Source organism: Brevibacillus sp. FW301-21C12A (genome assembly GCF_058788915.1).
The window spans coordinates 87,978-112,584 of the sequence record NZ_JBYTBG010000010.1 but is presented as its reverse complement, the minus strand read 5'-3'; the positions used below and the strand labels follow the sequence as shown (position 1 = coordinate 112,584).

At 54.3% G+C, this 24,607-nt stretch carries 22 protein-coding genes; 17 read left to right on the top strand and 5 right to left on the bottom strand.

Annotated elements, in window-relative coordinates; all coding sequences use genetic code 11:
* Positions 1 to 265: 265 nt before the first annotated feature.
* Both AC3WQH_RS09220 and AC3WQH_RS09215 read right to left on the bottom strand, forming a co-directional pair.
* Positions 266 to 1,495, bottom strand: a complete 1,230-nt coding sequence (locus AC3WQH_RS09220) for a cation:proton antiporter (protein ID WP_025847481.1) — start codon at positions 1,493 to 1,495, stop codon at positions 266 to 268.
* A 2-nt stretch (positions 1,496 to 1,497) separates the two neighbouring features.
* Complete coding sequence (locus AC3WQH_RS09215; protein ID WP_025847479.1) at positions 1,498 to 1,995, bottom strand: cation:proton antiporter regulatory subunit; 498 nt, start codon at positions 1,993 to 1,995, stop codon at positions 1,498 to 1,500.
* Between the two features lie 280 nt (positions 1,996 to 2,275).
* Here AC3WQH_RS09215 and AC3WQH_RS09210 point away from each other — a divergent pair, with 280 nt between their 5' ends.
* Positions 2,276 to 2,530, top strand: a complete 255-nt coding sequence (locus tag AC3WQH_RS09210) for a hypothetical protein (protein WP_005832027.1) — start codon at positions 2,276 to 2,278, stop codon at positions 2,528 to 2,530.
* 171 nt (positions 2,531 to 2,701) lie between these two features.
* On the opposite strand, the gene AC3WQH_RS09205 is transcribed toward AC3WQH_RS09210, so the two are convergent.
* Positions 2,702 to 3,997, bottom strand: a complete 1,296-nt coding sequence (locus tag AC3WQH_RS09205; RefSeq protein ID WP_005832028.1) for a dicarboxylate/amino acid:cation symporter — start codon at positions 3,995 to 3,997, stop codon at positions 2,702 to 2,704.
* Positions 3,998 to 4,354: 357 nt separating this feature from the next.
* Here AC3WQH_RS09205 and AC3WQH_RS09200 point away from each other — a divergent pair, with 357 nt between their 5' ends.
* The 4 genes from AC3WQH_RS09200 to AC3WQH_RS09185 all read left to right on the top strand — a co-directional run bounded on the left by AC3WQH_RS09200 (position 4,355) and on the right by AC3WQH_RS09185 (position 9,001).
* Positions 4,355 to 4,810 (top strand): hypothetical protein, encoded by a 456-nt coding sequence (locus AC3WQH_RS09200; RefSeq protein ID WP_309479446.1) that lies wholly within the window; start codon positions 4,355 to 4,357, stop codon positions 4,808 to 4,810.
* Between the two features lie 1,181 nt (positions 4,811 to 5,991).
* Entirely contained in the window at positions 5,992 to 6,735 is a 744-nt protein-coding gene (locus AC3WQH_RS09195) for a stalk domain-containing protein (RefSeq protein ID WP_309479447.1), read from the top strand.
* Between the two features lie 168 nt (positions 6,736 to 6,903).
* The gene (locus AC3WQH_RS09190) at positions 6,904 to 7,584 is read left to right on the top strand and encodes a response regulator transcription factor (RefSeq protein WP_309479449.1); all 681 of its coding nucleotides are present in this window, start codon (positions 6,904 to 6,906) and stop codon (positions 7,582 to 7,584) included.
* The gene (locus AC3WQH_RS09185) at positions 7,574 to 9,001 is read left to right on the top strand and encodes a HAMP domain-containing sensor histidine kinase (RefSeq protein ID WP_492331994.1); all 1,428 of its coding nucleotides are present in this window, start codon (positions 7,574 to 7,576) and stop codon (positions 8,999 to 9,001) included. The genes AC3WQH_RS09190 and AC3WQH_RS09185 overlap by 11 nt, the downstream gene beginning before the upstream one ends.
* A 23-nt stretch (positions 9,002 to 9,024) precedes the next feature.
* Here the strand turns inward: AC3WQH_RS09185 and AC3WQH_RS09180 are convergent, their stop codons facing one another.
* Complete coding sequence (locus AC3WQH_RS09180; protein ID WP_492331993.1) at positions 9,025 to 10,074, bottom strand: DctP family TRAP transporter solute-binding subunit; 1,050 nt, start codon at positions 10,072 to 10,074, stop codon at positions 9,025 to 9,027.
* A 127-nt stretch (positions 10,075 to 10,201) separates the two neighbouring features.
* On the opposite strand from AC3WQH_RS09180, the gene AC3WQH_RS09175 reads away from it, so the two are divergent.
* From AC3WQH_RS09175 to AC3WQH_RS09130, 10 genes are all read left to right on the top strand, one after another.
* Positions 10,202 to 11,761, top strand: a complete 1,560-nt coding sequence (locus AC3WQH_RS09175) for an ATP-binding protein (RefSeq protein WP_025847468.1) — start codon at positions 10,202 to 10,204, stop codon at positions 11,759 to 11,761.
* Entirely contained in the window at positions 11,761 to 12,519 is a 759-nt protein-coding gene (locus tag AC3WQH_RS09170) for a response regulator (RefSeq protein ID WP_005832033.1), read from the top strand. The genes AC3WQH_RS09175 and AC3WQH_RS09170 overlap by 1 nt, the downstream gene beginning before the upstream one ends.
* Positions 12,516 to 13,886 carry a sigma-54 interaction domain-containing protein gene (locus AC3WQH_RS09165; protein WP_122952897.1) on the top strand — a complete coding sequence of 457 codons (1,371 nt, stop codon included), beginning with the start codon at positions 12,516 to 12,518 and terminating at the stop codon, positions 13,884 to 13,886. Before AC3WQH_RS09170 ends, AC3WQH_RS09165 begins: the two co-directional genes overlap by 4 nt.
* Positions 13,887 to 14,117: 231 nt before the next feature.
* Positions 14,118 to 15,047, top strand: a complete 930-nt coding sequence (locus AC3WQH_RS09160; protein ID WP_007785781.1) for a S66 peptidase family protein — start codon at positions 14,118 to 14,120, stop codon at positions 15,045 to 15,047.
* On the top strand, positions 15,044 to 16,258 hold the full coding sequence (locus AC3WQH_RS09155; protein ID WP_005832036.1) for a M20 metallopeptidase family protein: 1,215 nt from the start codon (positions 15,044 to 15,046) through the stop codon (positions 16,256 to 16,258). The genes AC3WQH_RS09160 and AC3WQH_RS09155 overlap by 4 nt, the downstream gene beginning before the upstream one ends.
* Before the next feature lie 113 nt (positions 16,259 to 16,371).
* Complete coding sequence (locus AC3WQH_RS09150) at positions 16,372 to 16,824, top strand: Dps family protein (protein ID WP_007785779.1); 453 nt, start codon at positions 16,372 to 16,374, stop codon at positions 16,822 to 16,824.
* 22 nt (positions 16,825 to 16,846) lie between these two features.
* Positions 16,847 to 17,512 carry an RNA polymerase sigma factor gene (locus tag AC3WQH_RS09145; RefSeq protein ID WP_005832038.1) on the top strand — a complete coding sequence of 222 codons (666 nt, stop codon included), beginning with the start codon at positions 16,847 to 16,849 and terminating at the stop codon, positions 17,510 to 17,512.
* Entirely contained in the window at positions 17,503 to 18,480 is a 978-nt protein-coding gene (locus AC3WQH_RS09140) for a hypothetical protein (RefSeq protein ID WP_221843367.1), read from the top strand. Before AC3WQH_RS09145 ends, AC3WQH_RS09140 begins: the two co-directional genes overlap by 10 nt.
* A 169-nt stretch (positions 18,481 to 18,649) precedes the next feature.
* Entirely contained in the window at positions 18,650 to 19,582 is a 933-nt protein-coding gene (gene coaA, locus AC3WQH_RS09135; protein WP_005832040.1) for a type I pantothenate kinase, read from the top strand.
* 22 nt (positions 19,583 to 19,604) lie between these two features.
* The gene (locus tag AC3WQH_RS09130; RefSeq protein WP_005832041.1) at positions 19,605 to 20,045 is read left to right on the top strand and encodes a 2-thiouracil desulfurase family protein; all 441 of its coding nucleotides are present in this window, start codon (positions 19,605 to 19,607) and stop codon (positions 20,043 to 20,045) included.
* A gap of 654 nt (positions 20,046 to 20,699) precedes the next feature.
* Here the strand turns inward: AC3WQH_RS09130 and AC3WQH_RS09125 are convergent.
* Entirely contained in the window at positions 20,700 to 21,569 is an 870-nt protein-coding gene (locus AC3WQH_RS09125; RefSeq protein ID WP_327945097.1) for a LysR family transcriptional regulator, read from the bottom strand.
* 145 nt (positions 21,570 to 21,714) lie between these two features.
* On the opposite strand from AC3WQH_RS09125, the gene AC3WQH_RS09120 reads away from it, so the two are divergent.
* Complete coding sequence (locus AC3WQH_RS09120; protein ID WP_221843368.1) at positions 21,715 to 23,007, top strand: NCS2 family permease; 1,293 nt, start codon at positions 21,715 to 21,717, stop codon at positions 23,005 to 23,007.
* Positions 23,008 to 23,090: 83 nt separating this feature from the next.
* Positions 23,091 to 24,497, top strand: coding sequence for a competence protein CoiA (locus tag AC3WQH_RS09115; RefSeq protein WP_310670341.1), 1,407 nt, complete (start codon positions 23,091 to 23,093; stop codon positions 24,495 to 24,497).
* Positions 24,498 to 24,607: the final 110 nt, after the last annotated feature.

Here is a 24,607-nt window from a genome sequence, read left to right as displayed (position 1 = left end):
CCGGGCACGCGCAGCGGCCGTTTTTGACGCCGGTCTTTGCGGGCGGCCATCTCTCATGCTCATGTACGGATGCGAGTTGCGTCGTCGCCTGACCCAAGACCAGCTCCAAAGCCAAAACGAGAACCTCGTGCGAGCGCGAAAAAAAGCAGCCCGCTGGATGAGAACAGGCTGACGTGCAGTCATTTTTGTTAAACGTGAAAGGATGGCAAAGGCCAACCACCACCAGCCTGACTGAGAAAGCTGCGAATATCCGCAATCGGTTCAATCAGTTGCCGGGATTGTTTTCCGGCGATTTGCTTTTGCTGCCCCGCTCCAGAGGAAGCACGGCATTCAGCAACTGGTAGATGAGCTTGGATTCCTTGGTCAAAAGAGGGCCTAATATCGCCAGGATCAGCACGTACAGCGCGGCGAACGGCTGCAGGATATCCATGAGTGCGCCCGCTTTTCCCAGATTAGCCATGATGATGGAAAACTCACCACGAGAAACGATTGTCAGCCCGATGTTCGTGGAAGCCTTGGGCGGCAGTCCGGCGCTGCGGCCTGCGAGCAGACCGGCGGCGACGTTGCCGACGAGCGTGATGATGACCGCCACGATGGACAGCCAGACGGCTCCCCCGAGCGACAAGGGATCAATCGTCAACCCGAAGCTGAAGAAAAACATGGCGCCGAAAAAGTCGCGAAATGGCAGTATCAGATGTTCGATGCGTTTCATATGTTGTGTTTCCGCTAATACGAGCCCCACGAGCAGTGCGCCGATGGCTTCAGCTACATGGATAGTCTCGGAAAAACCCGCAATCAAAAACAGGGCGGCGAACACCGTAATCATGAACACTTCGTTCGATTTGATGTTCAGCGCGCGGTTCAAAAAGGGGACGAGCTTGCGTCCGACGATGATGAGCAAAAGCATGTAGCCCAGCGCGATCAGGGCGGAAGAGAGCACGCCGCCAAGCGAAGTGGCACCAGAGAGGACAAGCCCGGAGACGATCGAGATGTACACCGCCAAAAAGATGTCCTCGAACATGATGATGCCGAGAATCATTTCGGTTTCGCGATTGGCGGTGCGCTTGAGATCGACCAGCACTTTGGCCACGATCGCGCTGGAGGAAATCGTGGTGATTCCGGCGACGATCAGCATTTCCTTGAGCGGAAAGCCGGCAGCCCAGCCAAACAGCAGACCGAGCGTAAAGTTGATGGCGATGTAGATCGTGCCGCCAATCGCAATAGAGCGGCCTGCCTTGACGAGCCGCCCTACCGAAAATTCAAGACCGAGGTAAAACAATAGAAAAAGCACCCCGACTCTGCCCATAAATTCGATGAGCGGAGCGCTGTCGATAAAGCGAAGGTCGAACAGGCCGATGTCGGGCGCGTGCGGACCGACGACCATCCCGACCAAAATGTAAAAAGGGACGATGGAGAACTTCAGCTTGATGGAGAGAAAGCCGGCGATGGCTATCAGAGCGAGCGCAAGGCCGACTTCAAACACGATGTGCTCCAAGGTCAATCACCCCCGTTGCTGAGAATAGTCTTGAGCGCCTTCACCTGCTTTCGTTCACCTGCTACAACTAGAGTGGAGCTTGCACAGAGCACATACTCGGGGCCCGGGTTGATCGTTTGCTTGTGATCTTTTTCAATGACCGCGATGATCGTGGCTCCGGTCTCCTGTCGTACGTCCAGCTCGCCGATGGTCTTGCCGATCGCGCGTGCACCCGGTTCGATCTTGTACCACTCGATCATTAGCTTGTCCAATGCGACCTCGACTGTTTCCAAAGCGGATGGCTTGTACGTCAGCCCGCCGACGATTGCGGCAATTTGCCGGGCCTCGTCATCATCGAGGGTCACCATCGAAATGTTGTCGTCCGGATCTTCGCGATCAAAATGGTACATTTCCCGGCGTCCGTCATCGTGAATGACGATGACCAGCTTATCGCCGCTTTTTGTTTCCACCTGGTATTTTCTGCCGATGCCCGGCAAATCTGTTTCTCGAATAGAGAACATGCAACAGCCTCCTCCAAATTCACATCTGTAATTTATATTAGGTAGTCGCTCTTTGGCGCGAAAGAGCGCTTTTGCATGTCGCCGATAATCATTTGGAATTATAACCATTCCGGTGCTATTTTAGTAATAATCCCGGTGCATGCACGGTGGCATTGTCGACATACGTACCTATTATCCATTATTATACACGAAGCGGCATCCGCTTTTTGGAATGAATCCAAATTCACATAGATGCAACAAATTCGCACAGATTTGACACATTTTTTAAGGGTGATGAAGCGTGGCCAACAAGCAATATCGTTTAACCGAAGCCGAATGGCATTTTATTCAGGACATGCGCTCCATGGAGATGGATGAGCTGCTGGACATCGTGATTGCCTTGCGCAATGAGGTGCGGGAGCTGGAGAAAAAAGCAGAAATCATCCGCGAGCGGGAAAAGGAGCACTGGCTGGAGGAATACCAGGCTGCGCAGAAGCGGATCAAACATCTGCGCCAGTTCGAGCAGGACCTGCGCAAGACATGGCCACATGACTGAGCAAGGAGCACCCTTCTTCCACCATTTTCCACCAGTGCGCATGAATTTTGGCGGATGGTGTATCCGTGTCAAAAACTTGCCTGAGAAAAGAAGAGCCTGTCACGAAACAAGGGAACCCACGAGAAGGGTTCCCTTGTGTTATAGCCAGAAGCAGCGGCACATATCATGTTGTTAGGCCAAGATCGCTTTGCTCTCTGCTTCCTGCCCAGAGTCTGGCTCTGGCGTGTCACTCGCTTGCTGGACGCGTTCCGGATGGAATTCGTCCTCTTGTTTGGCGATGACAACCGCTGCTACGCCGTTTCCGATCAGGTTCGTAATCGCACGCGCCTCGGACATGAAGCGGTCAACCCCGAGCAGCAAGGCAATGCCTTCGACCGGAATCATCGGGAAAGCTGCCAGTGTAGCCGCCAGCGTAATGAAGCCGGAGCCTGTCACGCCCGCCGCGCCTTTGGACGTAATCATCAAAATGCCGAGCAGCGTCAACTGTTGCCAGATGCTGAGATCAACCCCGTAAGCCTGGGCGATGAACATGGCCGCCATCGACAGGTAGATCGAGGTTCCGTCCAGGTTGAACGAATAGCCTGTAGGAACGACGAGGCCAACGACCGATTTGGAGCAGCCGTACTTTTCCAGACGATCCATCATCCGCGGGAGTGCAGATTCCGAGGAGGAGGTGCCAAGCACGAGCAAAATTTCTTCGCGAATGTATTTGATAAACGAAAAGATGCTGAATTTGTAGTAGCGGGCGATACCGCCCAACACCAGGACGATGAACAAAAACATGGTGATGTACACCGCTGTCATCAGCAGGCCCAGACGGGTGAGAGAGTCGATGCCGAATTTGCCGATCGTGTAAGCCATTGCACCGAATGCCGCCAGCGGGGACACTTTCATAATCATGTTGACGACGCCGAAAAATCCGTGTGTCAGCTTGTCAAACAGCTTGATGACAGGCTGGGAGGCAGGACCCATTGCCGCGAGCGACAGCCCGAACAGGACAGCGAAGAACAGGATAGGAAGCAGTTCGCCTTTTGCCATGGCACCGACGACGTTTTCCGGGATGATGCTGGCGATAAAATCAACGAAGCCGTGGCTCGACTGCGCAGCCGCCTCTGTGTACTTGCTTACGTCGCCGCTTGTCAGGCCCGTTTTGTCGAAGCCTTCGCCCGGTTTGATGAGGTTGACGACGAGCAGCCCGATGGCGAGCGCGATCGTGGTAACGATTTCAAAATAAATCAGCGCCTTGCCGCCGATCTTCCCGACCTTTTTCATGTCGCCCATGCTCGCGATTCCGTTGACGACGGTGAAAAACACAATCGGCGGAATGACCATTTTAATCAGCTTCACAAAAATATCTGCCAATACTTTCAGTTCTGCGCCGAACTTGGGAGCAAAATGCCCGACGATAATCCCGAGGATGATGGCAATCACAACCTGAACGGTCAGGTTTTTAAAGTTGATCCGCATCGAACCGACCCCTTTTCTCTTTCGTCTTTAGAAATGCTGTTGTAAGCGCTTCACTCATCTATTTCGCATTGTATAGAATGGACCATGTTGCATTAATATAGTTGAAATATACGCAAGAGAGCGTGCTTCTAATCTATCGGTGGTTGCGGGTAATGCTGTGGGTAGGTTACCATTCCGTTCTTAGCATTTTGGAGACGGAATTATGTTCAGAAAAAACAGTTTATTTTATACAAAGGAGTTTATGCAACGCTAGTAAAAAAGAGTATATGAAGTATTTTTCAATAATTGACAATTGAAGAAGCAGTTACTATAATATAATTGTTTACAAAATAACCAATTACTGGAGGTTTGGTGCAAATGAAAAAAGTATTATTATCTGGAGCTATGGCGATGGTAATGGCCGTATCTGCCATTACACCTGCGTTCGCTGCTCCTCAAGAGCGATCAATACAGGAAGCACAAGCTAAAGCAAAATGGGACGGGTCTTTTAGCAACAGCTACACAATTCCTAAAAGTTCCATAGTTGCAGCTATTGCAGGTGGAACTGCCACAATCGCTAAACTATTGGAAAAACGTGGAGTACCAACTGAATGGACAGCTCCTGTTGCGGCTGCCATTTCTGCTGGGGTAGGTTCCTCTATAACTGGCGACATCAAAGTTTCTGGAACTACATACTATAAATGGATAAAATTCCCGACAAAAGCTTTCTATCGAGTTGAAACTACAATAAAAATGGGCAGTACTGTTATTTCTAAAGATGTGATCGAGTATGAAGCTGATGCAAATCACGGCGGGGACGTCGCGCCGAAATAATGAAAAAGACCCAACTCCTACCGAATAAGAGGAGTTGGGTCTTTTTGGTTGTAAGTTACCCCCAATCAATCATCGGAGGTATTGTTGCCTGTTTTAAATAGTAATTCGAATAAAACTGATGCACACAGATAAGCAAGCGAAGATATTAACCACACATGGAAACTATCATGGTAGTCTACATACCCAACACGATAAAAGGAAATGAAACCCAATATACCAATTAGTGTAACCGTAAAAAAAGAAAAGTTTTTAAGTATCTTTTTTATAGTCATTCCAGTTATAGCAATCCCCCCTTTTTTCAGAATGATACTACAGAAACCATTTTTTATTCATTATGATACCAAATCGATAAGTGAATTGGAAATAAATCCCTTGAGTTTCGATGTATATACCTGTTAAAAAATGCAATATGATTTACTAACGTTGCATTAATTTTGTCAAATCATTCAAAAACGTCGTATTATTAGGTATTCAATTGTTTTCAGTCATAAAAAATCCTTTACATTTGGTAAGGGGTCAGGTAGTTCCGGTCCAAATCCAACGAAAAGGATAAGACCATGGACAAGAATATCCTATTTTCTTCATTTGTTGACGACCCAAGCATATCTATGCGTTCCCGTTACCGGTGGACAGCTCTGTGTTATCGGATTCGATAATCTTGCTTGGAACGCCACTGAAACGGATAGACACAACGTGTTATGCCTGATGGAAACGCTTGATTCGATAGGAAATCTCATTCGAATCGTTACCAATCGCTTCGATCTGGGAGCCGAAGTATTGAGTGATATCTACCGTTGGTGTTGAGCAATGGATCGGTAGAATGGATTACCAGGCAGCACAAACATCCAGAGGCTGACAGAAACGGAAATAGCCGTTGTCTATTCTTATTGCTGTTGTAATAAGTGTATAAAAAAACCAAATGGCTAGTGGATACCTTTTGCTCCGATGTTATCGTTTTTGTAAGTTTATTTATGATTTATGCAACGTTAGTGAGAATGGTCAAAAAATTGAAAATGATACGGTCATATTGGTTGTTTTGGTCGTTTTGGTCATGGACTCTCCTGAAACTGGAAAGGAAAAAATGCAATGTTGACATACGCTCGACACGATCAGTAGGTAAAGTAAGTTATGTACATAGCGACATGACATGAAAAAGACAACCGGGAGAAGGAGGATTTTCGATGTTCAAAAAGCAGTATCTGGCAGTTTTCTCAGCGGTGGTTCTTGCGACAAGCTTGCTGCCGACAGGCTCTCAGGCAGCGACTGGAACAAAAAACTTGCAGGCAAAGTACAACAATATCAAGGTTTTGTATAACGGCGTAGCCGTTCCGACTACCATCGAACCATTTATCGTCAACGGAACCACCTACATTCCGCTGCGCATGATGGCTGGCGTGTTCAACAAGGAAGTCGTCTGGGATGGCAATACGTACACCATCACGGTAAAAGATCAGGCTGATGCCCAGCACGCGGCTGAACTGGCGGCGCGCGATGCGCAAATCCGCAGCCTGCAAAGCAAGATCGACTCGCTGAACAAACAAATCGCTGACCTGGAAGACGATCTGGAAGATGCGAAGAAGAAAAAAGACGACGATTTCGACGATGAACTGGATGACTTGGAAGATCAACTGAACGACGACTACGAAGATTTCCGCGGCGCTGAGTGGGATATTTCCCTGAGCGGCGACGAGGATGAGATCGAGGTGGAAATCGCTCTCGACTTCGACGAGTATGAGGACGAATTGGACGATTCCGACTTTGAAGACCTCGTGATTAACGTCATCGAAGACATCTGGGATGAATTCGACGATGCAGACGTAGTCGGCGAGATCGTCGACAGCAGCAACAACGACAAGACAAAATACGATTTTGAAGGCGATGCAAGAGATGGCGACATCTCCTTCGAGGACGACATTATCAACTAATCGCATTCAAATAAGGCCTTGCCTCTTATACAGGGGCAAGGCTTTTTTCCTATTTTCCATAATCCGCAAATCCAAATATAAAAAGAACGAGGTAAACTGATAGTATAGTAGTACCTACTAGAAGGAGAGAACCATGCGAGCAATCGCAAATGGGAGAATAGGGAGCTTATGAAAAGCATTTTGTTGGTAGAAGACGAACTGGTGATCTCGCGTGTACTGAAAGCGTACCTGCAAAAAGCGGGCTATCAGGTCTGGCAGGCTGAAGACGGAGTAGAAGCGATCCGCCTGTTTGACGAAAAAAAGCCGGCTCTCGTTCTATTGGATCTCATGCTCCCCGAGCGGAGCGGTTGGGAGATTCTGCAGTATATTCGGGAAAAAAGCGCCTGTCCGGTCATTATCATGACAGCGCTGGGGCAAACCGATCAAAAGCTGAAAGGGCTGAATCAGGGAGCCGACGATTACATAACAAAGCCGTTTGTCGCCGAGGAAGTGGTGGCGAGGGTCAATGCCGTGCTGCGTCGGTCGGTTATTTTGGTGAAGGATCAGGAGACGCGTTTTTTCGGCAGTCTGAAAATCAATTTCCAGTCCCATAACGTCACGCTGCACGGGCTGGAACTGGTGTTTCATCCGCGCGATCTGTCCCTGCTGCTTTTTCTCGCGCAAAATCCGAACCAGACATTTACCCGCGAGCAGTTGATTGAGCAGGTGTGGGGAATGGACTACGGAGGCAGTGACCGTGCTGTGGACCTGGCCATCAAGCGCGTGAGAAAAACATTGGAAAATTGGCCCGCCCATGAAGGCGAGATTAAAACGCTGCGAGGGGTGGGTTATCAGTTCTGTGTTTACTAAGAAAAAGGAGCCCGTTTCGCTCCTGCGCTACTGGACGACCCGTTACCTGCTGACTCTTGCCGTAGGCTTGCTCATCGTCGGGGCGGTGTCTGCCTATTGGATCAAATATGCTGCGGTTGAAAAGCAAATCGAGGTGACGCGGCTGTTTGCCGAGGAAGTGGCGGATCGGGTCGTAGACGACGAAGGCAACATTTTGGTCGGAGACAAGCTGCATCAGGTGCTGGACAATCGGCGCAGGTTCATGGGAGTGGATCGCAACCTTGTTCTGTTCATCAAAAACAGTGAGGGAGAGGTCATCTACAGACGCCCGGGGATACTGCCGCCCGTGCTTGAAAAGACGCTTCCCAGTTTGCTTGAGCGGGCGGATACGGACGACACGATCAGGCAAGCATCAGGCGACACGCTTTACGTAATCAGGGAAAATTTGGAATATAATGACAATCGGATCGGGAAGGTCATCCTGCTGTTTCCGGAAACCGACATCAAGATCGGCAGGGAGCAACTGCAGTATTTGGTCATCATGCTCGTCAGCCTTGGCATACTCGGCTGGGCCGTCATTTACTTTCACTCCCGGCGGCTGTCGGAGCCGATTCAGCAAGTCGTGCTGTCGGCGCGCAAAATCGTGGAAGGCAACTACGATGTCGCGATCACGCAGCCAATCCAGGAACGGGAAATTCACGAGCTGGTCTACACGTTCAAGGAGATGGCTGACCGCCTGCGCCAACTGGAAAGCATGCGGACAGAGCTGTTGGCCGGAGTAACGCACGAGCTGAAAACGCCCGTGACCTCGATCAGCGGGCTGGTCCAGGCGATTAACGATGAAGTCGTATCGGGGGCAGAGCAGAAGGAATTTTTGGAGATATGCCTGCGCGAAACAAGGCGTCTGCAAAAAATGGTCGAGGACTTGCTCGATTTCAACTCGTTTGCCGTAGGGGCGATTACCGTCCACAAGGAGGAGCAGGACATCAGCAAGCTGGTCAGGGAAATCGCCTCGCAGTGGCGAATCGTGCAAGACCTGGGGGCGATCTCGTTTGAGGTCGTCATCCCGGAAAAATCTGTGACCGTTTTTGTTGACCCGGGCCGCGTCCAGCAAATTTTGACCAACCTGCTCAACAACGCGAGACAGGCGATCGGAAAAGCAGAGGCCGAGGGGAGCATCCAGCTTGTTTTGTACGAAACCGAAGGCGACATGCGCATCGACGTGAAGGACAACGGACACGGGATTCCGGCAGAGGAGCAGCCGCTTGTCTTCGAGCGGTTTTTTCGCGGCAGCAACAAAAAAGACAAGGTGCGGGGGCTGGGACTTGGGCTGTCGTACTCGCGCATGATGGCCAAAGCGCTGGGCGGCGACCTCATGCTTCGGCAAAGCAGTGAACAGGGCTCGGTCTTTACCCTCATCCTGCCTAAGCAGACGTAAAGACGGGCGAGAGCGGAAGAGCTTCACCGTCTCTGGTGAAGCTCTCTGATTTTTTCCATCAAGTCAGCCCCGATGCTGTCTGCGAACTTGTCGTAGACTGGCTGCACGGCTTGAATCCAGGCTGCGCGCTCTTCTTCTGTCTGCACGTGGATCTGGATGTTTTTCTGCTCCTGGAGCATGCGCAGTTGGCTCGCGTTCATGGAAATAGCCAGTTGATTGTTGTACGCGGTCGCTTCCTGCATCGCCTCTGTGATCGCTTGCTGAATATCCGGGGGGAGCTTGTTCCAGAACGATTGATTAATGACGACCGCGTAGCCGAGAAAGCCGTGGTCGCTGATGGTCATATACTTTTGCACTTGATACAGCCGCTTCGTGTACACGTTGGAAATCGTGTTTTCCTCGCCGTCCACTTTTCCGCTCGCCAGCATGCTGTACAGGTCGCCGAAGTACGAGCCGATCGGAATGGCATGAAAAGAGCGAAACTGTGCTTCCAGCACGGCGCTCGGGATGATGCGAAAACGTTGGCCGACGAAGTCGTCTGGCGTAATCAGCGGGCGATTCGCCGTCATCTGCTTGAAGCCGCTCGACCAGAAGGCCAGCCCCTTCATATCGGATTGTTCCAGCGTGGAAAACAGCATTTGCCCGATTTCGCCGTTGAATACGTTTTCCACGTCCTCCTGCGTCCGAAACAGATAGGGCAATTCGAGCACAGCCCAGGCGGGAATCATGCTCGACAGGTGGGAGAACGCAGGCGCGATCATTTGCACCTCGCCGTTTTGCAGGGCCGATATCTCCGTCTTTTCGGAGTGCAGCACGCTGTTGGGGAACACTTGCACCTCGACGCGTCCGTGAGTCTTGTCTTTGACAAGCTGCGCGAACCGTTCCACCGTCAAGCCTTTTGGCGTGTTTTCCGCAACCACGTGGCTGAATTTGATGATGATGCGCTCGGACAGTCCCTCCTGCACCTCGTCATAGCCGAGCTTCGCCATCGACAGGTCTGTCCCGAAGCCGATCATGACAGCGCTCACAAGCGCGATCATCACAAACAGCGCGATGCTCAGAAAAGATTTCATCTTTTTTCACCTGCCCACGATCAGTTGATTTGCTGGATGTACTGTACCAAAATATAGAGAAGCAAGCAATCCCCACTGGAAAGGAAGAGCTGGTCTGTTCAAACAGTTAACGATCAAATGGAAGATTATGCTGCTTTCGGTGGGAATCGTGCTGTTCTCTCTGGTTATTGGGCTGCTGATTATTGTGGGAGGCATGATTCGGGTCACGGAAAATCAGCTTGGCCAACGGCTGATGACGATCGCCCGCACTGTCGCCCAGATTCCGCTGGTGCAGGAAAGCATCCAGGAGCCGGACGGCTGGCGGCAGATCAACCCGACGGCGCACAAGCTGAGAGTCGTCAATGACGTGACGTACATCGTCGTCTTGAATATGGAGCGGGTGCGCTACTCCGACCCGCTGGACGAGCGGATTGGCACCGTGTTCGAGGATGCGGCTGTCGAGGAGGCGTATTCTGAGCACTCCTATTTGCAAAAGGTGAAAGGGGACATGGGCACGGCGCTTCGTGCTTACGTGCCGATCATGGACGAGCAGCACCAGCAGGTCGGGGTGGTGCTGGTGGGCCGGGTGATGCCCGGCACGTGGGAGGTCATGAAAAGCGAGCGCGGCAACATCGCGCTGACGCTGATTCTCTCGCTTTTGGTCGGCGTCTGGGGCAGCTATTTGCTGGCTCGCCACATCAAAAAGCAGATGCTCGATCTGGAGCCGGAGCAGATCGCGCGCATCCTGGTCGAGCGGACGGCAACCTTCCACGCCATGCACGAAGGGGTCATCGCCATCGACAACCGGGAGCACATCACGATTTTCAACGATCGGGCCAAGCAAATTTTCGGGATCGAGGGAGACGTATTGGGAAAATCCATTCGCTCGGTACTGCCCGACACCCGCTTGCCCGAGGTGCTGGAACTGCGGCAAAACTTTACGAACACCGAACTGCACGTAGGCAATGCCTTGCTCTGGTCCAACCGCTTTTTGATTAAAGTCGAGGACAAGATCGTCGGCGCCCTCGCCATCTTCCAGGACAGGACAGAGGTTGCGCGGATGGCGGAGGAACTGACAGGGGTCAAGGAGTTTGTCGGCGCCCTCCGCGTCCAAAACCACGAGCACATGAACAAGCTGCACACGATCGCGGGCTTGCTGCAGCTCAACCAATACGACAAGGCGCTCGCCTACCTGTTCGAGATCAACGAGGAGCAGGAGGAACTGACGTCTTTTCTGACGACGCGGATCATGGATGAAAACTTGTCCGGGCTGTTGATCGGCAAGGTCAGTCGCGGCAAGGAACTGGGCATTCGCGTGGTCATCGACAGGATGAGCCACCTGGAGAAATTTCCACCCTACATGGACCACCACAACTTCGTGCTCATTCTGGGCAATCTGATCGAAAATGCATTTGACTCGCTGGAGCAGTGCGAGCGTGCGGACAAGGAGATTACGATCAGCATCGAGCAGGATGAAGAGGTGTGCTCGATTCTCGTGGAGGACAACGGGATCGGGATGGACGAAGAGACGCGCGAGAAGATGCTGGAAAGAGGCTTCTCCACCAAAAGCCGGGCGAACCGCGGACTCGGTCTGCACCTGGTGCATCAACTGGTGCGAAAAGGAAGGGGCGAGCTGGTCTGCCATTCCCGGCCGGGAGCAGGAGCGAGCTTCATGATTACATTCCCGATGAAGGAGGTGGACGAATAGTGGAGACGGACAGCATTCGCGTACTGGTAGTGGAAGACGATCCGATGGTGCAGGAGATCAACAAGCAGTTTATCGAGCGCGTGCCAGGCTTCACCGTCGTCGGGATGGCGGCGAACGGGGCCGACGGCGTGTGGATGGTGCAGGAGCTGGGGCCGGACTTGGTCATCATGGACATTTTCATGCCGATTCAGGACGGGGTCAAAGCGCTCGCGGAGCTGCGCGCGGCCGGTCAGGACGTCGATGTCATTGTGGTGACCGCGGCCAAGGACAAGGCGACGATTCAGGCGATGCTGCGCGGCGGCGCGATGGACTACATCATCAAGCCGTTCGCGTTTGACCGGATGAAAAAGTCGCTGGAAACCTACCGCGAGTTTCGCCAGAAGATCGAACAGGCAGGGGCGGCTTCGCAGGATGAGGTAGACCAGCTTTTGTTTCGCGGGGCGTCAGAGCGCGAAGAGGAACAGGCTCGCTCGGCTTCGGCAGGCACAGGCAGCAAGCTGAGTCCGCTGCCAAAAGGGCTACACGCCGTGACGTTAGAGCAGATCATTCGCCAGCTCGACAACGAGGACCAGGCGCTGTCGGCGGAAGATGTGGCGGAGCGGGTAGGCATCGCCAGGGTGACGGCGAGGCGCTATCTGGACTACCTGGAGAAGGCCGGGATGGTGAGAATCGACGTCAGCTACGGCGGAGTCGGCAGGCCGACGAATCGCTACGTGCGCGTCGACGAGCATGAGACAGGGGGTGGCAGGCGGGCATGATCGACTTTGAAGCCATATTGGACGGGCTGTTTGACATCGTTCACGTGACGGATGAAAAAGGACGGACACTGTATTGCTCCGGGCGCTACGAAGAGTTTTTCGGGATCGATCCGCAGGAAATGATCGGCAAGCCGATTGAGGAATTTTACCATCTGGGCTATTTTTCCCCGACGATTACGATGCGCGTCATTCGCGATCGGAAAAAGGTGCACACGATCCAGACGACCCGGAAAAAACGCCGGCTGCTGGTCGAGGGCACCCCGCTCTGGGACGCGGACGGCAACTTTTGTGGAGTCGTCAACACGTCGATTGACATTACCGACCACGAGCAGTTGCAGCAGGAGCAAAATGAGCGCAAGTACGTCGGCGGCCTTTTGCAAAGCGAAATGACAAAGGAGAACAGCAGGCGAAAAGGCAAAATCAGTCTCGTCTACCGCAGCCAGTCGATGGAGCAGGTCACCGCGCTGGCGGAAAAGCTGGCGCAGGTCGAGTCGTCCATGATTTTGCTGGGAGAATCGGGCGTCGGTAAAGGCGTGCTCGCGAAGTACATCCACGAATGCAGCCCGCGCGCAGACAAGCCGTTCGTCCACATCAACTGCGGAGCGATCCCGGAGACGTTGCTGGAATCGGAGCTGTTCGGATACGAAAAAGGAGCGTTTACCGGAGCGGACAAGGACGGCAAAGCGGGCCTGATCGAAAAGGCGAACGGCGGCACGCTGTTTTTGGACGAGATCGGAGAGATGCCGCTCGTCTTGCAGGTGAAGCTGCTCAACGTCTTGCAGGAAAAAACGATTACGCCCGTAGGCAGCGCCGTTCCGCGCAAGGTCGATGTGAAGCTGATTACCGCCACCAACCAAAACTTGCGGCAAATGGTCAAAGAGGGCAGGTTTCGCGAAGATTTGTACTACCGGATTCACGTCGTGCCGCTGGAAATTCCGCCGCTGCGGGAACGCCGCGAGGAAATTCCGGTGCTCGTCCATTATTTCCTGGGCGTTTTTTGCGAAAAGTACTGTCTGGATCGGCAGCTTTCCGACGCCTGCTTCCGGATTCTCGCGGAATACGATTGGCCAGGCAATGTGCGCGAATTGGAAAATGTAGTGGAGCGGCTCGTGGTGACCGCCCCTGACGTCCTCATTACGCCGACGCAAATCCCCCGGTACATCCACAGCCATGAGGATAGCGCCTTGGGCGGCATCAAGGTCGAGCGGGTGATGCAGATGCAGGAGGCGATGGAGGAAGTCGAACGGCAGTTGCTGCAGCGCGCCTACGAGCAGCACAAGACGACGACAAAAGTAGCGGAAGCGCTCGGCATCAGCCAGCCATCCGCCAGCCGGAAGCTGAGAAAGTGGGTATTCACAGGTGAATAATCGCTATTCGCGCGTGAATAGCATGCAGGATGGTTCCTGCGCGAATGGGCGGTGCTTGTATGCGGCCGTGAATAGCCGCTGTACATACAGGGAGCGGGCAGCTTGTTGGCATTGTTTTTGCAATATTGAAAAAGTCATGAACGGATGAGGGAACGCATACGTGTGTGCAAAAGCTGCTTGCGCAAGGGCCGCTGTGGACAGATGGACAATTGATAAAGGGAGACGTGTCGGATGAATAAAGGAAAAGCATTGCGGGCAGGAGATACAATCGGGCTGGTCGCCACTTCCAGTCCCGCTACGGAAGAGGTGCTGGGCAAGGCAGTGGCCGCGATCATGGAGATGGGCTTCAAGGTAAAGGTCGGGCAGACGTGCTATGAGACGTACGGCGGCTATTTGGCGGGCACCCCGGAGCAGCGGGCAGGCGAGCTGAACGCGATGTTTGCCGACGACGAGGTGGACGGCATCATGTGCATGCGCGGCGGTTACGGGTCCCCGCAAATTTTGCCGCTGCTCGATTACGACCTCATTGCGCAAAATCCGAAGCTGTTTGTCGGGTACAGCGACATTACTGCGCTGCACGCCGCTTTTGGACAGGTATCGCATCTGGCGACCTTGCACGGGCCAATGGCGACCTCGGATATTGCGCACGGCCTGGACGACTGGACCAGGCAGTATTTGCTGCGGGCGCTGACCCGGCCTGAGCCGCTCGGGCCGATCATCAACCCGCCGGGAGAGGACATTCTCTGTCTCGTGGAAGGGCAGGCGTACGGCCCGATTGTCGGCGGAAACCTCGCTTTGATCGCCACGCTAATGGGCACGCCGTATCAGGTGGATACCCGCGGCAAAATCCTGTTTCTGGAAGACATTGACGAGGAGCCGTATCGCGTAGATCGCATGCTGACACAGCTTGCGCTCGGCGGCCTGTTCGCCGATTGCGCAGGCATCGTCATCGGCACGTGGACCAACTGCGAGCCGAAGAAGCGCGAAGGCTTTTCCGTCTGGGACGTGTTCCAAAACATCGTCGTGCCTTACGGAAAGCCGACGATCTGGAACGTGCAGATCGGGCACGGCTCTTACAATATGGCGCTGCCCTTCGGCGTCGAGGCTACGCTTGACGCGACTTCAAGAATACTCGCGGTAGAGGAGAGTGTGACCGTATGAGTCCCGGACAAAACGACTGGATCATGCAGCAAGCGCAGGAGCTGCTTCCTTGGCTGAGGGCAGTTCGCCGCGATTTTCATCAATTTCCCGAGTTTGGGCTGGAGGAGTTTCGCACACAGGAAAAAATTAGCGCCTACTTGAACGAGTTGGGGATTCCGCATGCAAAAGTGGCGGGCACAGGTGTCGTCGGACTGATTGAAGGCGCACGGCCAGGAGCTGTCGTCGGGCTGCGCGGCGACATGGACGCGCTGCCGATTGTAGAGGAAAACGCCGTGGAGTACCGCTCGCAAATCGCCGGACGGATGCACGCCTGCGGCCACGATGCCCACATGACGTGCCTGCTCGGTGCGGCGCGGCTGCTCGCGGCGCAGAAGCAGCAACTGTCCGGCAGCGTGAAGCTGTTTTTCCAGCCTGCGGAAGAGACGGTGGGCGGGGCGCTGCCGATGATCCGCGAAGGCGTGCTCGACAACCCGCGCGTGGAAGCGGTTTTTGGCTTGCACGTATCGCCTGAGCTGGCTGTCGGTAGCATCGCGGTCAAGTACGGACAGATGAATGCGGCCTCTGACGATGTGCACATTGTCGTCCGCGGGGAAAACGGGCACGGAGCCTACCCGCACAACGGCAAGGACGCAATCGTGATCGCGGCTCACGTCATTACCGCCCTGCAGACGATCATCAGCCGCAACGTCGACCCGCGCGACTCGGCGGTGCTTTCGCTCGGCATGATCGCTGGCGGGACGGCAAGCAACATCATCGCCTCGGAAGTGAAGCTGACCGGAACGATTCGGACGCTGGACAAAAAGGTGCGGGCAATGGTGAAAGAGCGCGTGCGCGAGGTAGCCGAACTGACGGCGAAAAGTCTCGGCGGCTCGGCAGAGGTGGCGTTCGAGGAAGGCTACACCTCGCTCATCAACGACAACGCTATGGTCGACCTGGTGAAAAAGTGCGGCGAAGAACTGCTCGGAAGAGAGCGGGTCAAGGTGAACGAGCTGCCGAGCCTGGGCGTGGAAGATTTCGCCTTTTTCGCGGAGCATGTCCCGAGCGCCTTTTACCACCTCGGGGTGCGCAATGAGGAAGCGGGCTTCGTCTATCCTGTCCACCATCCGCGCTTTGACCTCGATGAGCGTAGCCTGGTGATCGGCACAGCGATGCAGACGTACAACGCGATCACCTTTTTGCAGGAGCGGGCGGCCAGCTTGCAGGAAAAATAACGCAGGCTTCTCACACGCCGTTTTTCAAGGCAGGGTCCGGGTATAGGATGAGGCGAGCGGCGGAACACTACAGACGCTGTATCTTTTTCATCAGAGAAAGGAGCGTCTTTTTCATGAGCATGACGATAAGTCGGCCCGTCACCGATGTCTTAAATAAACAGGTTGCCAACTGGTCTGTGATGTATGTGAAACTGCACCATTTCCACTGGTATGTAAAAGGTCCGCACTTCTTTACGCTCCACGCCAAGTTCGAGGAACTGTACAACGAGGCGGCGACATATGTGGACGATCTGGCGGAGCGGCTGCTTGCCGTCGGCGGCCAGCCTGTCTCGACCATGAAGGCCTGTATCGAGCAGGCTTCGATCAAGGAAGCGGCTTCTGGCGAGACAGCCGAGCAGATGGTGCAGGCGGTCGTGAACGACTTTACGACGTTGATCGGCGAGCTGAAGGAAGGGATCGTCGCCGCAGAGGCAGCCGATGACGAAGCGACGGGCGACATGTTTTTGGGAATGAGCGAAAGCCTGCAAAAGCATGTGTGGATGCTGCAGGCGTATTTGGGAAAATAAGCGCAAGCAGGAGAGCAAGCTGATGCCGTCGGTGTCAGCTTGCTTTTTTATCCAGATAAGAATTTGTGGATTCGCCAAAAAACGTGTAAGAAAATGCGGGCTGCGGTATCTAAATGCTGAAAGGGAGGGGAGGACGCTGAGAGACAAAGAACTGCTGCCGTCGCTCTCGATTCTTCGCACGACAGTCGACGTCTCGCTGGAAGCGATCATGGACGCTCATCTGTACCGGATTTACCGTCTCTGCTGCTGGCTTGTCCAGGACAGGCAGGTCGCAGAAGATATTGCCCAGGAAGTGTTTTTGCGCGCGTACCAGCACCTGCCACGCTTTCGCGGAGAGAGCAAAATCGAGACGTGGCTGTATCGGATTGCGGTAAATGAGTGCAAACGCTACATGCGCTCGTGGTCGTTTCGGCATTTGCTGTATCAGGCGGAACCGGCTGTGCCTGGCTTTTCCGGGCTGGAAGAGGAAGTGCTGCAAAAAGAAGAGTGGCGCCAACTGGCAGGCTGTATGGCGAAGCTTTCGTATCGTCATCGGCAAATGCTGGTTCTCCACTACTACGAAGAACTAAGCGCGGAAGAGATCGCGGCGGTTCTCGGCATATCGCCCGGCGCTGTCTACACCCGTTTGCACCGCGCGCGCGAAAAGCTGAAAAAGCTGTTGCTAAAGGAGGGAGAACCGTGGACGTAGAAAAAGGATTGCGCCAATTGGCAACAGTCGAACGGCAAGCGTGGAAGCTCGACGACGAGCGGAAGGCACGCATGGAGCAGAACATTCTCACACAGGCGAAAAGACGGAAAAGCGCGCTCCCGCGAATCGGAGGGGCGGTTGCTGCCGGAATCGTGCTGGCGGTCACGGTCGGCGTCGGCCTTCAGGTTGGTGTGAGCAATCAAGGGGGCAAACATCCGTTGGAAGCGCCCTATGGCGAAGCGGTACTCAGTCAGCGCGCGGCTCAGCTAATCGAGATCATGGCCTTGTACGGCGGAGTACACGCAGCGAAAATTTCCGCTTCTCCGTTGGCGGGAGTTTTTGCCGAGGCGCAGGAAGCCGTTCTGTTGGAGGAACCGTACAGGAAGGTGCACATCCTCTTTTTTCCGGAAGGGTACAGGGCCGATCAAATCAAGATCGTGGAGGACTTCACTCGCCCGAAGGAGGTCACTTATACGTTTCAGGGGGCGAAGCTGCGGGAGGATCTCCTGCCGCTTTCGGCGAGCGGCCCGACGTATTTGTATGCGGTCAAAAACGTCCTGTTTCTGACCAACAGCTTGTCGCTGCATGCGGACGTGAAATTTGCGCTGGACCGCGAGCAGCGGCATGAACAGTTTTTGCAAAGCTTCGGGCTGTCGCTGTCGGCGTATGCGTACCTCCACGATTACAAGCAAAACGCGATCTATACAGACATGGGTTGGAAGCAAGACGCGCTGAAACAGATCGGGCTGCTTTCCCGCCAGCCGATGGTGGAGCGCGGAACGGCCTACAAGGGCAGTATTCCTGCCGTCTTTTTGAAAAAAGACGAGCCAGTGGCTGTCGTCATATACAATGACGGGCTGGGAAGCAACCACCTTGCCAAATATCGCTGGGACGAGCAGGCGCAAAAGTGGGAGCTGGAAGAAAAAAAGCGCATGCCCGCAACAGGTCCGGCAGCGACGGCGACGTAACAGCGAGGCGGGATTTTCCGTGGGTGCGCATCTGTTTTCCATAAACAAAGAAGGTGCTGTGGCTCTATTTGGGACATCCCTCTTGTTCCCAAGAGAGGCATGCTAGTGTAAACTTACCTTGTGATGAAACAAAGAAAGCACTTTCATGATGGAAAGGATGTACATTCCCATGGCATCACCCTACGTTACGTTTAATCGCGAGCAGTGGAGAGCGCTGCGGGCCTCCACACCGCTTACCATATCAGACGAAGAGCTCGCCTGTTTGCAGGGGTTGAACGAAAATATATCCATGACTGAAGTGACCGATATTTACTTGCCGCTGTCTCGGCTGCTGAATTTGTACGTCGGCGGCATGCAGGAGCTGTATCAGGCGACGCATACGTTTTTGGGCAACCAGGACGGCAAGGTGCCGTTTATCATCGGGATCGCCGGAAGCGTGGCGGTCGGAAAAAGCACGACAGCGCGTATTTTGCAGACGCTTTTGTCGCGCTGGCCGAATCATCCCAAGGTCGATCTGGTGACGACGGACGGCTTTTTGTATCCGAACCGCGTCTTGGAAGAGCGGGGGATCATGAAGCGCAAAGGCTTCCCGGAAAGCTACGACCTGCGCCGCTTTATCAACTTTTTGGCCGATGTGAAGTCCGGTCTTCCCGAGGTCAAGGCCCCGGTCTACTCCCACCTCGTCTATGACATCGTGCCAGGGGAATGGCAGACTGTCCGCCAGCCCGACATCCTGATCGTGGAAGGCTTGAACGTGCTCCAGCCGCCAAAAGGCGACGAGCCGCATATTTCCGAGGTGATCGTCTCCGACTTTTTCGATTTTTCGATTTACGTGCACGCCGAGGAAAAAGATATTTTGCAATGGTACGTGGAGCGGTTCAAGCTGCTGCGCCAGACGGCATTTTCCGATCCGAACTCGTATTTCCGGCGCTACGCGAGCCTGTCTGATGAGGAAGCGACAGAGGTGGCGACAGGCATCTGGACGGAGATCAACGGAGCCAACTTGGTGCAAAACATTTTGCCGACGCGCGTCCGTGCCCAGTTGATTTTGAACAAGGGACAGGACCACATGGTGCAAAGCGTCAAGCTGCGCAAGCTGTAAACACATGGGAGGGGGATCGCTTGTGAAAATGATTAGCGCTTGCCTGATCGGCTGCGAATGCCGCTACGACCAAAAATCGTGTCTGGACAAGGAACTGGAGCAGTTGCTACGGGACGGCAAAGTAATCCCTGTCTGTCCGGAGCAGTTGGGCGGCTTGCCTACTCCGCGTCCGCCAGCGGAGATTGTCGGGGGAGACGGAAACGACGTGCTGGATGGGCGGGCAAAAATTATCGACCAGACAGGCTGTGACGTGACGGCTGAATTTGTGGCGGGCGCTTATCAGGCGCTGAGGCTGGCGCAAACGGTCGGGGCGACGTCTGCCATCCTGAAAGAAAACAGCCCGTCCTGTGGCAGCTCGTTCGTGTACGACGGCCAGTTTTCCGGGAAAAAGGTGCCGGGAGCTGGCGTGACGGCGGCGCTGTTTCGCAGACACGGCATAGAGGTGAAGTCGGAGCGGAACTAGCTTTAGCGCATTGGAAAACTTGGCTGCGCCAAGCCATCGGCGCAGCCTTGGTTGCCCTTGTACTCACCCACGCATCCCCAGCCGAAAAGCAGAGGAAAAGAAAGAACCCGCCGCAAAGCAATAGCGCCGTTTTTCGGAAGCGAAGCTGCGAATAGTAGGGGCGGAAAATAAGGGCAGAGAGCAGGAAATAGACGATATTGGCGAGGAAAAAGACTAGCTCTTGTTCCCCGTGAAGCAAGCGGTGCACTTCGTTTTGCAGCTTTATCCATGTGGACTCGGTGCTCTCGGCAGGAATCAGCCGCTCCCGAACGTAGTCAGGGCCGGAAACCGTATGGTACGCGACGGCATTTCCTGTCTGATCCCGTTCGTATTCGATTTTGTACATGACGTCGGAAAAGAGCGACTTCGTGTAAACCAGCTCATCGGTGGCAAAGTGGTGGCGCTCCTTTGCGTTTTCCCAGACGATGAACCAACTGAAAAAGAGCGCGATCACTACCGTCAATTGCCAGTATGATTTTGGTTGTACGCGTCCTTTTGGTGTGCTTTGCAAATTCGATCATGCCTTTTTTGTGGTTTTTTACAAATTATACCACAAAAACCCGTGCGCGTAGCAGATGGCTGTGCGCACGGGTTTTTGTTTCGGTTTCTACTCGTTTACGAAAACGTCTCGATAAACCGCTTGGCAGCCTTGGACAAGTGTCGGCCCGACTGCCAGACGACAGCGGCAGACGAGTAAATGGACGTCCCGGCAAGCCTGATTCCGCGGATTTGTTCGCTCTTGTGCGTCTCCCAGGCGGAAATCGGGACGATGGACGAGCCGACGGAAGCGGCGACCATGCTGACGATCAGCGAGATGTCCGGGCATTCGCAGATGACGTGCGGCGCAACGCCAAGGCGCGAAAACTCTTTGACGATCAGGTCGTAAATGCCAAGGCCGGGCAGGCTGGGCATGATGAGCGGAAGCTGAGCGATTTCCCGCATGTGAATCTCGGTGCGGTCCGCATACGGCGAGCTTGCGGGGACGATCAGGACGAACGCCTCTTCCTCCAGCGGAATCATCGTGCAGTTGTTGAGCGAGTGGGGCAGGCGCACGATCGCGACCTCGATGGTGCGTCGCTCCAGCCACTGGTTGAGCAGTTGGGTATCGCCCTTCCAGACTTTGTAGGTAATGAGCGGATATTTTTGCTGAAACAGGCGAATCTGCTCCGGCAGACGGTAGGCGGACAAGGCGCTCACCCCGATGGACAGCGTCCCGCGAATGCCTTCGCCCGTTTCTTTTACTTCGGAGAGCGCTTCCTCCATCTGGTGGACGATGTTGAGCGCCTGGCGGTACAAGGTAAGCCCGGCTTCGGTCAGCTCCATCCGCTTCCCGGAGCGCTCCACGAGCGTGACGCCCAGCTCGTCCTCCATTTGCTTGAGCTGCTGGCTCAAAGGAGGCTGGGCCATGTTCAGCCGTTTCGCCGCCCCTGTAATTTGGCCTTCCTCCGCGATGGCGATAAAGTAGCGCAATTGCCGTATATCCACGTGTCATCCTTCTTTCGTTTTGCTCAACTATATGATTTCGATATGAAAATCAGATTTACTCGATATTTTTCATATTGTTGTTGCTATGATAGCATATGTTTCAGCAAAACATCGAGAGACGACGAAAGAAGGAAGGGAAATAGACGTGCGTACGTGGCTGGATAAGCTGTTTCACTTGCGCGCTTGCGACACGACGTTTCAACGGGAGCTGATCGCCGGATTTATCGGCTTTGTCACCATTGTCTACATTGTTGCCGTAAACGCTTCGATTTTGCAGGATGCCGGAATCCCGATGGAGGCAGGGATTTTGGCAACTGTTCTGACCGCTTTTATCGGATCGCTGTTAATGGCCTTCTGGGCGAATGCCCCGATCATCCTCGTCCCCGGCATGGGGATTAATGCGCTGTTCACCTATACGCTCTGCCAGTCGATGGGCCTCTCCTGGCAGGAAGCGCTGGCGGCTGTATTCGTTTCCGGCCTGATCTTTACCGTCATCGCCTTTACCCGCGCGGCGGCGATTTTGTCCAATGCGATTCCCGCTTCGCTGAAGGAAGCGATTACGGTAGGCATCGGCTTGTTTTTGACCTTTATCGGGCTGCAAAAAGGCGGCCTGATCGTCACCAATCCGTCCACATTCGTCGCGCTGGGCGATTTGTCCAGCCCGCATGTGCTCGTGACGTTGGTAACGCTCCTCCTCACGCTGATCCTGTTTGTGCGCAATGTCCCCGGCAACTTCCTGATCGGGATTGCGGCTGGTACGGGACTTGGCTTTTTGTTCGGGATCGTCGAGCCGGGGACAGGAGAGACGTTTTCGTTTGCGCAGTACGGACAAGTATTGGGCGGCATGTCGTTTTCCGCCATCTGGACCTTGCCGTTCTGGATCGCGACCTTTTCGCTTGCGATGGTGATCGTGTTTGAAAACATCGGCTTGCTGCACGGGCATACGGCGATGATCGGCCAGCCGCAAAAGTTCCGCCGCTCGCTGCAAGCAAATGCTTTGTCGGCGGCTATCTCCGGCATCCTGGGAACGAGTCCGACCGTATCCACGGTAGAGACGGCAGCCGGAATCGCGGCAGGTGGGCGGACCGGGCTGACCACGCTCGTCACCGGGACGCTTCTGTTGTTCTCGCTCGGCCTGATTCCGGTGGTGAAAATGATTCCGGACGGCGCGGTTGCGCCTGTGCTCATCATCATCGGGGCACTGATGCTGCAAAATGTGCAAAACATCAATCTGAAAGACTTTTCGGAGGGCTTCCCCGCCTTTTTGATTATCGCGATCATTCCGCTGTCCTACAGCATCGTGGACGGCATCGCTTTCGGCTTCGTGGCGTACCCGCTGATGAAGCTCGCGCTGGGCAAGCGCCGGGAAGTGCCTGCCTTGCTGTACGTCATCGCCGGGTTGTTTTTGCTCAATCTGATGCTGCCTGTATTCACGTAAGGAAGAGATACCCCGACTTTCCGGTGGGGTATTTTTTTTGTCCTTCTGCCTTCTGGTACGGTATGGCCGAGGGGGAATGGACAGTGAGACAGTGTGTGCACGGAGAGGGCTTTTCGGTTGATCCGCAGACGCATTCGCCGGAGTTGCTGCGGACATGGTCCGGCAAGCAGTTGTTTTGTCAACAGTGTGGGGCGAAAGTGATCTTTCGGCACGGACAGCGCGTGGCTCCGCACTTTGCCCATGTAGCGAGCAGTTGCTGTGACGCTGGCGAGCCGGAGACAGCCGAGCACAAGGCGGGAAAACAACTGCTGGTGGAGTGGGTCCGGGAGCTGTATCCCGCGAATCACACGCGTCAGGAAGCGTATTTGGAAGAGATCGGGCAGCGCGCAGATGTTTTGACGATTTTCCCGAACGGACAGCGGCTTTGTATCGAATACCAATGCTCACGGATCGAGGACAAGGCATTGCGCAAACGAATCGAGGGATATGACCAGGCGCAGATCGCGCAAATCTGGATCATCGGGAAAAGCGTCTTTGCGAGCAGGTCTGTCAATCGCTTTCGTCTGCAAGCCTGGGAGAAAACGATTTGGGAGAGGCAGCGCCTGCTGTGCCTGCTCGATCCGCTCGGGAGGAAGCGCCTGGACGTGCTCCTGGATTTGGCAGCAGTGGCGGGAGCGAAGACGCTGTTTTCCTGCAAGCGCAGGGCGGAGTGGGAGCTTTCGCGGTTGAAGCTCACGCCGGAAGCGCAGCTTTTGCAGGCAGACGATGCCCCGCTGGCGGCGGAAAAGACGCGACAAAGCCCGCAAGCCCAAAAAACATCCCGGCGCAGGGCAACAAGAGGAAAGGCGGCGCTGGCACATAAAAAAACGGAACGCGAGCGAGAGCGCGAGTTTTTGGCCCACCCGTTGCGAAAGTTCGCGCTGGCGAGAGTGGGCGACTATCTTTCGCATCCGCTGTTCAACCAGAAGCTGGAGGGCGACCAACTGTTTGTCATCGACCATCGCCTGTGGCAAAGCTATCTGTTTTTGACGGAAATTCACAAGGTCTATCAAAGGAAGGCTGTATTTGCCACCGGAACGGAAATTCCCCGGCTCTTTATCAAGCACATTTTGACGAAGGATGACCGCTTTTTCGAGCGGCCGTTTCGCAGCGTAGTGACCAGGTACGTCGACCAGCGGCTGGCGCAAACGATCCGTCGCCCGAACGAGCGAGAGTCGCCTGGCAAAGCGGTTCACGAGCTGGTGTACGAGTACTTTTGCCGCCTGGAGGCGCTTGGCTTTTTGCGAAATACAACGCCAAACAAAGAGCGCATTTCGGCGAGCGGTATGCTGTACGGAAGGTTTGACGTGCTGTTTGACCGTTTTTGTCCCGACTTGTTCGGCCATACGGAGCGGGAGCTGGTCGCCTTTTTTCGGCAGCACGACCTTTGCTATCTGAAGGGCAGGTGGTTTGACAAAAAGCAAACGCGGAAAACGCCGCTGGATGTATAGGGAGAAAGAATGGAAAATCAATTAGATTGAAAATAAAGAAAATTTTAAAAATTTAAGAAGGGCTTTGCGGTACAAGCAACGAATGTAATGTTTACATCCAGCATATACAT